The 12,937-nt window shown below is 54.6% G+C and carries 13 protein-coding genes; 10 read left to right on the forward strand and 3 right to left on the reverse strand.

Annotated features, from left to right (window positions below):
* Window positions 1–48: 48 nt before the first annotated feature.
* Window positions 49–1,140: a helix-turn-helix transcriptional regulator gene (locus HX793_RS16250; protein WP_177095219.1), complete on the reverse strand. Its 1,092-nt coding sequence runs from the start codon at window positions 1,138–1,140 to the stop codon at window positions 49–51.
* 30 nt (window positions 1,141–1,170) lie between these two features.
* On the reverse strand, window positions 1,171–1,821 hold the full coding sequence (locus tag HX793_RS16255; protein ID WP_048385736.1) for a HEPN domain-containing protein: 651 nt from the start codon (window positions 1,819–1,821) through the stop codon (window positions 1,171–1,173).
* Between the two features lie 311 nt (window positions 1,822–2,132).
* On the opposite strand from HX793_RS16255, the gene HX793_RS16260 reads away from it, so the two are divergent.
* From HX793_RS16260 to HX793_RS16280, 5 genes are all read left to right on the forward strand, one after another.
* Window positions 2,133–3,410: a DUF445 domain-containing protein gene (locus tag HX793_RS16260; protein WP_177095217.1), complete on the forward strand. Its 1,278-nt coding sequence runs from the start codon at window positions 2,133–2,135 to the stop codon at window positions 3,408–3,410.
* 577 nt (window positions 3,411–3,987) lie between these two features.
* A complete protein-coding gene (locus tag HX793_RS16265) occupies window positions 3,988–4,854 on the forward strand; it encodes a GTPase (RefSeq protein ID WP_052915314.1) in 867 nt (288 codons plus the stop codon).
* Window positions 4,855–4,866: 12 nt separating this feature from the next.
* On the forward strand, window positions 4,867–5,322 hold the full coding sequence (locus tag HX793_RS16270) for a hypothetical protein (RefSeq protein WP_177095215.1): 456 nt from the start codon (window positions 4,867–4,869) through the stop codon (window positions 5,320–5,322).
* Window positions 5,323–5,328: 6 nt separating this feature from the next.
* Window positions 5,329–7,188, forward strand: a complete 1,860-nt coding sequence (locus HX793_RS16275; protein WP_177095213.1) for a P-loop NTPase family protein — start codon at window positions 5,329–5,331, stop codon at window positions 7,186–7,188.
* The gene (locus HX793_RS16280; RefSeq protein ID WP_177095211.1) at window positions 7,175–8,803 is read left to right on the forward strand and encodes a GTPase; all 1,629 of its coding nucleotides are present in this window, start codon (window positions 7,175–7,177) and stop codon (window positions 8,801–8,803) included. Before HX793_RS16275 ends, HX793_RS16280 begins: the two co-directional genes overlap by 14 nt.
* A gap of 155 nt (window positions 8,804–8,958) precedes the next feature.
* On the opposite strand, the gene HX793_RS16285 is transcribed toward HX793_RS16280, so the two are convergent.
* Entirely contained in the window at window positions 8,959–9,831 is an 873-nt protein-coding gene (locus HX793_RS16285) for a BrxR family helix-turn-helix transcriptional regulator (RefSeq protein WP_010463608.1), read from the reverse strand.
* 119 nt (window positions 9,832–9,950) lie between these two features.
* Here HX793_RS16285 and HX793_RS16290 point away from each other — a divergent pair, with 119 nt between their 5' ends.
* The 5 genes from HX793_RS16290 to HX793_RS16310 all read left to right on the forward strand — a co-directional run bounded on the left by HX793_RS16290 (window position 9,951) and on the right by HX793_RS16310 (window position 12,936).
* Window positions 9,951–10,205, forward strand: a complete 255-nt coding sequence (locus HX793_RS16290; protein WP_137806516.1) for a hypothetical protein — start codon at window positions 9,951–9,953, stop codon at window positions 10,203–10,205.
* An 11-nt stretch (window positions 10,206–10,216) separates the two neighbouring features.
* Window positions 10,217–11,269, forward strand: coding sequence for an ADP-ribosylglycohydrolase family protein (locus HX793_RS16295; RefSeq protein ID WP_177095203.1), 1,053 nt, complete (start codon window positions 10,217–10,219; stop codon window positions 11,267–11,269).
* Between the two features lie 206 nt (window positions 11,270–11,475).
* On the forward strand, window positions 11,476–11,679 hold the full coding sequence (locus HX793_RS16300; RefSeq protein WP_177095201.1) for a helix-turn-helix domain-containing protein: 204 nt from the start codon (window positions 11,476–11,478) through the stop codon (window positions 11,677–11,679).
* Entirely contained in the window at window positions 11,672–12,283 is a 612-nt protein-coding gene (locus HX793_RS16305) for a DUF1819 family protein (RefSeq protein ID WP_177095199.1), read from the forward strand. Before HX793_RS16300 ends, HX793_RS16305 begins: the two co-directional genes overlap by 8 nt.
* Complete coding sequence (locus HX793_RS16310; RefSeq protein ID WP_010463597.1) at window positions 12,280–12,936, forward strand: DUF1788 domain-containing protein; 657 nt, start codon at window positions 12,280–12,282, stop codon at window positions 12,934–12,936. Before HX793_RS16305 ends, HX793_RS16310 begins: the two co-directional genes overlap by 4 nt.
* Window position 12,937 lies beyond the last annotated feature (1 nt).

Raw genomic sequence — 12,937 nt, forward strand, 5'->3', positions numbered from 1 at the left:
TTGTTGCATAAGGAAAAATAGACTGCTGATCAGCGACGTGGCGCTACCCTACGAACCTGGTGCGACGGTTTGTGTCGCGCCTGCCAGGTTTTGTAGCGAAACCACGGTACCTATTGCATCCGCCACTGAATCCAGTGGCCGGTAGGCTGCCGCCGCACGATGCAGTGTTTTGCCAATCTGAGCCCGCAGCTCCGGCGGCTGCTCCACCACCATTGAGTCGCCCAGGGACAAAATCCACCAGTGCAACTGCCAGGTGTTGCTCAGTGTCGAGCGTACTCGAAAGCCATCCTCCAACGGCTCCAGCGTCATATCCGCACTCAATGGTGTCTCACGAATCAGCCGCGTCTGATGCTCACTAACCCAAGCTTGAAACTGAATCTTTTCGGGGGTGCCGAACTGCAAGGCGTCACTGGCAAGGTACGCGCACAAGTCAAATGCCTGTAATCCCTCTACGGGTTTATCAAGCTGATCGACATTGCGAAAACGATGCACCGCAAACTGGCGCACATCGGTATACGGATGCGCTGTGGCGATCAAATAGGTCACCAACCCTCGCTGCACCATGGCTAATGGATTGAGTGTCAGTTGACTGAGTTTGTCGGTGTGTGCCGAATAATACTGGCATTGCACTTGACGCTCATGGATCAGCGCCTTCTGCAATGTTTCCAGCAACAGTGGGTCGATATCCGGCGCCTGCAGGTTTAGGTCCGGTCGTACACTGGCGACCTTCTCCAGCCAACGGGCAGCAAGGTTATCGTCCTCCAATCCCTTGAGCTTCTGCCGCGCATGCACGAAGCGCGGCTCCAGCACGCTGAGCATGCTAGAGGGCAACAACGGGCGGATCGCGTCTGCAACCAGTGTCAGGCTCAAGGCTTCGGTCAGCGTTATGCCTTGCAATTCCACATTTACGCCAGGAGTCCAGTACCAGGCTTGTGGCGTGATGTTTTCGCTGCACTGCAACGGGAAAACCAGCGACAGATCAATCAAGTCACGTTCAACGGTGCGCCGGCTAATCTTGAAGCCGGAAGACTCCAGTCGTGCCAGCAACTCGGTGACTGTAATACCTGATTCACGTTTGGGCAGGTGTTTGAGCAGTTCCCACTGGCGGCTGACAGTGGAGTGCGATTTGGCTGACGGCACGCGATTTTCCTTGTGCAGGCGAGAGGCAAGTTATGACTTGATTACCGGATAACAGGCATCGCCCCAAAGTGTTTTCGGGTTGTCGAGCATAAGCAGAATCACCAGGGGCACGAGCTTTGCCAGCAGGTTGGAGCAATCACGCAATTGTGTGCGATTGACGCTGCCGTCCCAGGTGGCTCCGCCATGAATCATTTGGTTGCGAAGGGTATAGATGCGGTTAAACATCACTCCTAGCACTTTTGCTGTATCGCGGCCGGCCAGTGCTGCATGTGCGCTACGTTTGCCGTTGCGCAAGCGCTCCTCCCACATGGCTTCAGTGATCTTGCCGTTCTGGAAGTCCCAGAAGCTTTGAAAAACGTAAGGGTTGTCTAGCAGTGCACGTATGCTCCCGGAGAACTCTGACCAAACCATTTTTTCGATTAGATGCTCGGTGTCCAGCGTACAAAGTTTTTGCAGGAAAGCCTTGAATGCCTCCTGTTCGGACAATCGATGCTGCTCATCAATATCGGTGGCATAGGCAGCGTTGAAAGCGATCCAGAGGAAGATGAAGCGCCCGTCAACGTCCTCTGCCTGTTCCGCACGATTGAGCCAGCTCAGGGCTCGGTGAACCCGTAGCGCAAGGTTGGGGTGGTGCGCGTCGCGTTCGTTACGGTGGCGTGTCTTGAGTGACTGGTAATCCATTCCAGGTGCTTCCTTTGGCTGAGGGGATCCGCGGGACCTTGAGGATCATGGTTTTATCGGCGGATGAGGGGCGGGATTGAGCATTCAATGAGCCCCTGCGACACATTATGACGCGATATGGCGTTAAGCTATCACGTAATAAAGTTCTGTATCTATTCACTGATACGTTATAGGGCATGTGTTTTGGATAACGCATTGTGTGTCCATCCAGCGCAGGCTCATATCTAGGCCCCAGACAAAAAATTGAGGCCAATGGTCGCGGAAGCGGGTGACGAAGACCTCCATTGCTTACTTACATTTAAGGTTTTTTGATGTTGAAACTCGATTCGCCGTTGGCGCGGATGAAGGCAATAGCGTCTGGGTTGTTCTTGTTGGCGGCAGCGCTCTATGTCGCAGCCTTGATGTTGATCCACTCCCATCCCGTGTTAGGGGGGTATATGAAAGCCTTCTCCGAGGCTGCGATGGTTGGCGCTATCGCCGACTGGTTTGCCGTTACTGCCCTGTTCCGACGCCCCTTGGGATTGCCTATTCCTCACACGGCCATCATCCCGCGCAACAAGGCGCGTATTGGCGCCAACCTGGGGGACTTTATTTGTACTCACTTTCTTTCACGTGAGCAGGTACTTCAGAAGGTCAGCGAATTTGATACTGCCAGGCGGTTGGCGCAATGGCTGTCGAAGGAAGACAACGCCGCAGTCTTGTCGGGTTTAGCCGTCAAGCTGGCTGGGCATGGTATTGGCGCCCTGCGTGACGAGCGTGTGCGCCAGTTTGTACGCAGCACTGCTCTGGCGCGCCTGGAAGAAGTTGATTTGGCAAAAATGAGTGGTCAGTTGCTGGAGGTGCTCACCGATGATGGGAGGGCACAGGAGGTACTCGACGCCGTATTGAATCAAGTCGATATTTCACTGCAAGGCGAAGCGACAAAAAAACGCATCGCCGACGTTCTGGCCACGGAGTTCGAGTTCTTGCGGTTCAACGTTTTCGGCAAGGAACTGCCTCTGCACAACGTTGCCGGCAACTGGTCATCGGCAAAGTTGGTCGAGCGAATCTCTGGCGTGATCAGCGAGGTCAACCACGACACTGAACACCCGTTGCGCAAACATTTCGACCAGCAGTTGGGAGCCTTGGTGCATAAGCTCAAGGAGGAGCCAGCTTTTCGTTTGCGTGCGGCACAACTGCGCGCTCAACTCGTTCAGCACCCGGCACTGCACAGCTACCTGACTGACATGGTCGACGATGTAGTGAACTGGTTCGAGGAAGACATTACTCGAAGCGATTCCACAACGCGCCAGCGCTTGGAGGAGGGTACTCGCAAGCTTGGTGAAGCATTGAGCGAAGACGCTTTGATGCAGGGCTGGATAAACGACCAGATTCTGGCAATGGCGGGCCCATTGGTTGAGCGCTATCGCTCAGAGATCGGCCGCTACATCGCTCAACGCATCGAAGCCTGGAACGAGAAGGAACTGGTGGAGCAACTGGAGTCACACGTGGGCAAAGATCTTCAGTTTATTCGTATCAACGGAACATTGGTGGGAGGGCTGGTGGGGGTGATCATTCATCTTGGGACTGAGTTTGCATTACAGATGTGAGAAGCACTTTGAATCGTGGTCCTCAGGAGAGTGTAAATCCCCAGTGAGCTTGCCGCTTAAAGATTTCCAGGCGAAGGCCGACAAAACAAAAGGCTGAGGCGACCAACGACTGAACCTTCAATGAAGTTATCAGCCTGTCCGTCACAGCGGGTTCGGCGATTTAAAATGGATTTTCTTGGGGCGACGCAATTTGTCGCGAGGCATGGTCATGCTCAAACCAGCCAATAGACAGGAGTATGGATCATGCTGAAAAACTTTCTCGCCGCAGTTGGCCTCGTCGTTATCGCCAAGAAAGGGTACGAGGTGTATCGGTCTTACAAGTCAATGGAGGCGGAAAACGAGTTTTTGCGAAAGGGGCAGGGGCCGGTTTAGTGTCCATCCCATCGCCTTATTGCTGCTTGTAGATCTGCGTTTGATTGACAGGTTATCAAGGCATGGCAAAGTGATATCGCTTGAAGGATGATCCGGGTTGCAGGTGTTCAGGCGCTAGTGTGCGCGCTGAACGTTATGACTTGGGGGCAACTTGTGTTTGATCCCGGATGCGCCAGCGCTTCCGACACTGCAATAAGGACATTTCATGCCAGCTGAAAATTGGCTGATTCAGCTCAATCGCGAGTCAGCTGAATTCGCGCGTTTGTATCAGGAGCGTCAAGAGGGAAAGACCGTCGACCGGACTTTGCGTATAGCGGTCTGTGGTCTGATGAACGCTGGCAAGAGCGCACTGCTCAATGCATTGACCGGCCATCTTGAAAACGAATTCTTCGAAACCAAAGCAGTGCGCTCGACTAAGACGGTGCAAACCTTAACCCATGGAGGGATTACTTACGTAGACACTCCGGGTATTGACGCCAATAACGAGGATGACCAGCACGCCTGGCGTGGCTTGGCGACTGCCGACATTATCCTGTTCGCCCACAACCTGGGCACGGGCACTCTGGAAACCGTAGAAATCAACTTCCTTAAGGAATTGAAACGGCGGCGTCCTGATATCGAAGACAGCTTACTGGTCGTTCTGACCCATGCCGAAAGTGCGTCGGAGCAAAGGCAGGATCGCCTGGACGCAATCAGCGCCATCCTCTCGGCGTTGTTCAAGGCACCTCGCACGTTGATCCCGACCTCGTTCACGACATACCGCAAAGGCGTGTTGGAGCAAAAGCCCGCCCTTATCGAACATAGTGGTATCAACCTGCTGCACCAGCACTTGAAGGCATTTGTCGAGCGCACCGAAAGCGAACTGCACGCCGTGCGCCGTACGCGAGATCAGCAGCGTCTGGGTAAGTTGGAGGCCATTGTCGATAAGGCCATCGCCAAGCGTGAACGCGCACTGGCTGCCGTCGAAGCCAAACAATCACAAGCTTTTCTAGTGTTGAGCCAGAGTGTGAATCAGTTGGTCAGCACGACCCGAGAACGCATCAGTCGCTACGAAACCCTTGAATCCGATTGAGAGAGCATTGCTATGTGGTGGTTTTTGGTGGTACCCGTGATCGGCGCCGTGGCTGCGGCCCTCACTAGCTCCGACGATGAAGAAAAAGAAGAGGCTGAACGCCGGGCACGCATTCAGGCCCGTGAGGCCGAAGCACAGGCCATTGCTCGTCGCAAACAGGCAGACCTGGAAAAACGTAAGGCTCAACTGGTTGCCGACGTTGATGGCCAACTGAACGATTTGTTTGCGACGCACCCCGCCGTGCTCTATCGAGCCGACGAGGGCGCGTTGCACGTCAGCGTTGACAGCCTTCGTGCCTTTGCAATCAAGAAGGTGCCGAGCAAACCAAAAACCATGTTGAAGCACCTGGAGGCAATTGCCCCCGGTGTAACCTTCAGCCCGATCTGGGTCAAGCAAGCTGTCCATGCGCACGCGCTTCAGAAAGAAATCACGGGACTTCAGCGCCTGAAAGAAGAATTGCTGGGATAAGTCACGATGACAGACCGCCACGCCAACAGAAATGATTTGTTAAATGTCTTCGCCGGGATTGCCGGTGAGTTCGATCAGGTCAAACGCCAGATCGATCGCCGGGAAAATGTCCTCAAGGCTCAGCTGAAGAAGCTTGACGACGCGCGCAAGACTTCGCCTTGGCGTGAAAGCCCGCTTGAGCAGCGTCACCCGTTGCAGGATATGGCTGAGCGCTGTCAGCAGGGGCTCGACAGTCAGCTTGATGCCTGGATCAGGAATGTCGAAAACTATGAGCGCAATACTTCGTTTCGCAAGGACTTCGATGACTCGCTACTGATCTTTGTCTACGGCAAGGTCAAAGCTGGAAAATCCTCCCTGGGGAATTATCTCGCCTACGGGAACTCTGCTCCGGACGCGGCCTTGATCGACAGCGCTTCCCCTCGCCCCGAGTTTTTCTGGCGCGAAAGTACCGGGACTGCAGAAACCATGTCCGCAGAGTTGATGAGCAAGCAGCGATGCTTTGGCGTCGACGTGGTGGAAGCGACCAGCTCTATCCAGGGTTTCAGGTTGCCGGGCATGACCTGGGTCGATTCCCCGGGGGTTCACTCGGTCAACAGCGTCAACGGCCGGTTGGCCGACGACTATGTCGCGTGTGCCGACCTGATCGTATTCCTGAGCAACTCTAGCAGTCCTGGCCGGCACTCCGATATGAATGAGGTCGTCGGGCTGCTCCAGAAAAAGAAAAACCTCATGGTGCTTATCACTGGCAGCGATGTGATTGAGGAGGATGTTGATGACTTGGGTAACTTGGTTAACCAACGGGTGATGAAGGCGCGATCCGATCGTGATGACCAGATTGGTTACGTCGGGTCGGAGCTGGCCAAGATTGACCCATCAGCACAATCGCTCCTGAATCAAATCAATATTCACTCGATTTCGGTGCGTTATGCCGAGGAAGGTGGCCCCCAGGAGCAGGCGCAACGCTGGCAGGACAGTGGGCTGGCCGACTTCGCCGCAGATATTGGCAACATAGCCCGTTCCAGTGGGCTCGCCCTCAAGCGCCAGACACCCTTGAAGAATCTGCAGGCGTTCTGCATCAAGCTGGCCGAATCGACGGATCAGCTGGAAAAAGAGCTGGTTGATATCAGAACAGGGCTGAGCGCCGCGCGTAAGGACCTGAAGCTGAGCGTCGATCATATTCTGAGCCAGCTCAGAAAAGAATTACCGGGTCAGATCGAAAAGTATGCCGATCAATATGCGATGAACGACCAGGCTTTTTCTGAAGCCTGCCGTAAATTGCTCGATCATGCTTTCCAGCATTACGCCAGCGAACTGTGTGATTCGATTGGCCAGAAATTCGAAAACATTGAAATTCAGGACCAGGCGGTTGGACCTGTCGCCCGAGAAGCCCCTCAGTTTTCAGAGCGCGTTGAAAAGATCAAATTCGACTCCCGCCGCAATGAGTCATTCGGCAGGGCCGGCGGGGCAGGATTCGGTGCCTGGGGGGGCGCTGAAGGTGGGGCAGCTCTAGGCACTTTGATTATGCCAGGTGTGGGGACGGTCATCGGTGGCCTGATCGGTGGCGCACTTGGAGCCTGGGCGGGAAACAAGGCTGGGGGCGCAGCGGGCGAATACTTCAATACCACTGAAGAAATCGAAGTGGCTGTGGGCGACAACCGCGACGAAGTTTCACTGGGGACCCGCGAACAGTTGCTTGAGCTTGCCGAGAACCGGCTGAATGTCCTGTATGAGCAACTGGACCAATTGTGCTTTATCGACATTGCCGACTGGTTGAAAAACTTCCACAGCGCATTAAAAGAGATGCGCCAGCACACGCTTACTCAAATTCAGGAAATCGAAAAGGAGCTGTCCCATGGCATTGCCTGACTTCGCACGGGTTATCCACACCTATGAACGGGTCAGCACCCCGCTGGGCCGTTGGCTGTCCGAACAACAACGTGATGAGCTGGGAGCCCGGTTGCAGACCAAGGCTGAGCAGTTACACCCTCGAATCATGGTCTACGGCAACTACAACGCTGGCAAAAGTACCCTGCTCAATGCCTTGATGGGGCGGGCAGATGCCAAGATGGCGGATCGACCGGAAACGGCCGCGGTAACTGAGTACCGCTGGGGCAATTACACGCTGCTCGACACACCTGGCATCGACGCGCCGATCGAGCATGAAGAGGTGGCTGAGAACCAGCTGCAAAATAGCGAAGTTGTGTTGTTCGTGGTCGCTGCAGGCGGTGCCACCGACGAAGCGAAAACCTGGGAGCGGCTGGTCGATATCGTCGCTTCAGAGCGCCGGTTAATGCTCATCGTCAACAACAAGGCAGGTATTACGGTCGGCGATCGCGATTATGTCGGCATCACCGATCGCCTGCGCATTCATCTGCAGCGTGCGGCGAGTGAGCGCGGTATTGAAAACATTCTGGACAAGGTCCCGGTGCAATGGGTCAATGCCAGAAGCGCCCTCAAAGGACGACTCGAAGACAAGGCGCCGCTGGTAAGCGCCAGCGGCATTCTTGACTTGGAGGAGGCGCTGGGTGACTTCCTTGAGCAAAGCGACACCGGGACAATCTTCGCGGCTTGTCGCAAAGACCTGGTGGTTGCGATCGAACAAGCCAATTTGCGGTTGGTGCAGGCCGGCAATGACCGTCAGGCTGAAGCGCTGACGAAAGCCAAACTGCAGATTGAAAACGAGCGCAGCCGTCTGACTGCATGCCTAAACGATCACCTGGATCGCGATTGTCGTAGCGCAAAGCAGGCAATTGTCAGTCTGATTACTTCAGTAGCAGAAGGACAAGTCAGGGGTGACACCAACCAGGCGATGGAAGAGGGGGCGGCAGAAGTTGTCCAGTCTCTGGGCGACAAACTGATGCGCACGCTGGAGTACGAGCTGCCCAAGACTCAGCAGAGCCTGGGTGAAATCGGTGAGAAACTGGCCGAGTCCACTCTCCGACACGCTGACGCCATGCTGAATGCGGATCTGGATGCGCCGCAGGATGCTGGTGAAAGCATCCTGTCGCCAGCCATCAAGGATGCCTTGAAGAAAGTCCCCATGGGTAATGTCAAGGACATGACTGAACAGGGAGTGAAAGCGGCACTGGAGCTAGGAAAAGAGTTTCTGCCCAAACTGTTCAAAGGTATTGGCCCCAAGACCATGGGACGCTGGGCCAGTACAGCGGGTCGCTGGGCGGGGCCTTTGGTACAGGTCGGCGTGGCGTTGTACGACATCTACCAGGCTATTCGTACAGAGAATGCGGAGAAGGCAGCGCAAGCTCGTCGTACCAAAGCCATCGACGACTCTGCCAGTTCGTTTGTCCACGATTTGCGTCAGGCCTACCAGTTCCAAATCACTCTGGTGGTTGAGCAGGTGTTCAAACCTATGGATGAGTGGATCGACGCGCAAAGCCAGGCTCTGGTGCAACAAGACAAGGCCGCAGAGAACGATAGAATTCTGTTCGAACAGGCACTGATTGAACTGCGCCCGCAAGACTGATCTGGTCCTTAACGCATCTCATCTCAACATTCGCTCCGGACATAGGACGGGGCGAATGCTTCCAGAGAGCCCAGAGTCACGCCTATTATTCTTCCATCTCGGAGGTTCAATTAATTCGTGATGCAGTGCGTCACGAATTAAAATGCCGGGTTGAGTCACTCATAAAGCCAAGGCTTCAACTCATCCAGATTCCTCACCACGATCTGCTGCGCCGCCGCTTTGGGGTCGAGCTTTTTCGGATCGATTTGAAAACGCTGCAACACATACTTGACCAAGGCGCGGCGTGTCGGAATGACCAGCACACCATCCTCCATGCCGAAATCGGCTTCGATGATTGCCTTCTGTTCTGGCTTGAGCCTTGAGTCGGGTTCGATGATCACGGCTACCTTGGTGTTCCAGTCTTCATCCTCGTCGATGAGGTTCTCGGTCTTGCGTTCGAACTCCGGTTGGCCGCGCAGACGACTCAGCACAAAATCCCGGTATTCACGATTCTTCTCGCAATACGCCCGCACATGCCAACGCATACCGGTGTAAATCAGTGTGTGTGGTGCAATCAAGCGAGTTTCTGGAGCCGGGTTAGCGAGTGAAACGTATGCGACTTCAATAACCTCGCTGTCGCGGCATGCCTTAAGCAATGGACGCAATACTTCAGGTCGAATCGTCCGGTCCGGCACCTCCAGAACCATGGTGTGGGCATACGCCAAGGCCAAACCTTCCACATGCGGTGCACGGGAATGGGTCTGGTTCAGCAGGTGCAGATAAGCGCTGGCGCTGTCGTCGATGAACAATGGCTTGAACTGTTTGCTGGGGACGTAGCCCTTCAGCTGCTTGTCATATGTAAGGTTTTTAGGCGCATGTTCGGTGATGTAAGTGTTGATGTCCTTGGACGCCTGCTGACGACTGATCCCGAAGCTTTGGATCAGGTGCACTGTGGTCAGCCGGCCTTCCCACCAGGCGACAGTCTCGATCAGACGATAGCGAAGTGCCAGATCCCAGCGAACTTGCTTGATGTCTTGTTTGCGTTTCATGACCGCTCCATGTGCGTGAATACTTTACCTGTATAAGTCTACATTCTAGACCTGTCGTATAACACTACATATCTTGTGTCTGTCTTCGAGATTTATCGAACTCACGGAAGGAAGTGGACATGAGTATGTCGGAAGCGGTTTCGACAGGTGCTTTGCTGATGATGGGGGCAATCCTGCTGGTGCTTCTGCTGCAGTACCTGAGGTTGCGTGAACTCTGGCAAATGGCTCTTGGATATCAAAAGAGCGCGCGTTGGGCACGGATCTGCGAAATGGAGAACCGGGAGCTGCGCTCGGCTCTACGCGCTGAGAAAGCGCACATCGAGCAGTTGCAAAGAAAGCTCGTGATTTTGCAAGAATTGATACCAGCAGTGTGAAGGAGAAGGATATGAACAGACTTGAAAGGATCAAAGGCTGCCTTCTGGGTGGTGCCGTCGGAGATGCGTTGGGCGCCGCGGTAGAGTTCCTCGATTGGCCTGCAATCGAAGCTAAATTCGGTCCACAGGGAATCGTTGATTTTTCCCCAACTTTCGGTATCACCGGTGCCATCACCGACGACACGCAGATGATGCTCTTCACGGCCGAAGGCTTGCTGCGGGCTTATGTGTGCGGCAGTTCGCGAGGGATTTGCCACGTTCCCAGCATTATCCATCATGCGTTGCTGCGCTGGTTGATGACCCAGGATTACCCTACGGCGATTCCGGTCAGCACGGACGGGGGGCTGATCGAGCAGCCAGAACTTTGGTCTCGGCGTGCCCCTGGCACTACCTGCCTCAATGCACTCAAAGTCAGTCCACGTCTAGGCGCAGTCGCCGAAAACAACAGTAAAGGCTGTGGCGCTGTGATGCGCGTAGCGCCCTGTGCATTCTTTGCCAACGCCTTCGACTACGCTGCCCAGTCCGGGCGCCTGACTCACGGGCACCCCAGCGGTTACCTTGCGGCAGGGCTATTCGCTGACATCCTGCAGCGGATGGTTGACCGGCAAGACAGCCTCGAACACGCAATCACCGAAAGCCTGGCCAAATACGGGCAAGAGCCCGGTATGGAAGAAACCCGCAGTCTTATCGAACGTGTGCTGTTTTTCTTCTATGAAGGATACCAGCCCACCCCGCAACGCATCGACGAACTCGGTGGCGGTTGGGTCGCTGAAGAGTCGCTGGCAATTGGTCTTTGGTGCGCCCTGACGGCGAGCTCGTTTGAGGAGGGCGTGATCACGGCAGTGAATCACGGTGGCGATAGCGACAGCACCGGGCTGATAGCCGGGCACCTGTTGGGTGCTCAGTATGGTGCAGCGGCGATTCCAGTTCGATGGTTTGGACAGTTGGAATTGCGTGAGGTGATCGAGCAAATGGCCGAGGATATCGAACGCGTTCCGCGTGATTACTGTGGGTATGGCGGAGAGTTCGATCAGCTGATCGAGCAGATGTATCCCGGCGGGTGAGGGAACTGATGGCGACGCATTTTCATTTCGCCACTGAGCTATTCGCTGCGTAGGCTTACCAAAGCAAACTCGCTAGGCTGCCCTTTGAAGCCATCTTGAAGTGGCACAGGCATTTGTCAGGCATTAATCCTGAGAAGCAGCTTTAACCTTATTAAAACCGACAAAAACGGCTAATATCAGCACGTTTTTTATCGGCAGATTTAGCTATGACAGATCGTTGGCACAGTGTTGATGAAATTGCCGAACACCTCGGCGTTAGCAAGGACACCGTTTATGCATGGATTTCCAAACGCAGCATGCCAGCCCACAAGGTCGGTCGGTTGTGGAAGTTCCAGAAGGTTGAGGTGGATACCTGGGTCAAAGCTGGCGGAGCCAGTGACGAATCGCAGCAGGCGCGAAGCGATGGCTGAGCGTTATCGTCTTTCTTTCACTACCGGTGGCCTGTTTTTGCAGGAAGCACCGCTGGTTGTGGAGAGCTATCTAAAGCTGCGTGATTGGAAGCAAACACGGGAGCAGGTGCGGGGTGAGAATCTGTTGCAAGTTCGTACAGCAGCTGCTGCGACACGTATCAGTAAGGAGTTGATCGCGCGTCTGGAGCTTTTGGATCCAGAGGAACTGGAGTTTTTGGTGGATGGCAGCCTGCGTGAGCAAGGCTACCTTCTGTGGGCTGCAACTTGCCGGCGCTATGCGTTCATCCGCGACTTCGCTCGCGAAGTTCTGCGCGAGCATTACCTGCTTATGCGCCGCCAACTCACGACAAGCGATTACGATGCCTTCTGCAACGCCAAAGCTTTGTGGCATGCCGAGCTGGATGAATTGGCTGCGTCCACGCAAAGCAAATTGCGGCAAAACCTGTTCCGCATGTTGCGGGATGCCGACTTGATCAGCGCACAGCACCAGATTCAGCCTGTGTTGATAACTCCAGCGCTGGCCCATTTACTGGCTCGCCACGATAACGAGCAATTGCTGATTTTCCCGGCAACTGACCATGAACTTAAAAGGTGGCTGCAATGAGCCAAAAAATCAGTCAGCAGCCGCTGGCAGTCCGCTTTGAACACCTATTGAACGTCATGAGTGGTCAACGCTTTCTGGAAATGAAAGGGCTGAATAATGATCTGCCGTTCTACATCTGCGAATTCAAGGCGGCTGAAGCCTTTGAGATACAACGCATGCAGCGGCAACTGGTCAACACGCTGGCCGGCCTGCGTGTCGATTGTTTGCAGGGACGTGGTGTGAAGGTACTGGAAGTCAGCCTGTACGACCTGACCATCGACTTGCTAAAGGCTCGTGAGGGCAGTGACGAAGGTGTCAGCTTGTGGGAGCAGATCCGGGCGGTTGAGCCCGATGTGGAAAAAGAAGGTCTGCTGGAGCTTTTGCAAGGTGTATTGGATATCAAGGAACACCTGGTCCCGGCTATTGGCGAACGTATTGCACAGACGGATTACGACGTGCTTTTCCTCTCCGGCATAGGTGAAGTGTTCCCCTATATTCGCTCGCACAACGTACTCAACAATTTACAAAGCACGGCCAAGGACAAACCTACGGTGATGTTCTTCCCCGGTGAGTATCGGCATTCGCTGGAGCAGGGCGCGTCTCTGGAGCTGTTTGGCTTGCTGCACGATGACAAGTACTACCGCGCATTCAATATTTTCGAGTCTCAGGTGTAAG

Source organism: Pseudomonas reactans, assembly GCF_013387025.1.
GTDB lineage: Bacteria > Pseudomonadota > Gammaproteobacteria > Pseudomonadales > Pseudomonadaceae > Aquipseudomonas > Aquipseudomonas reactans.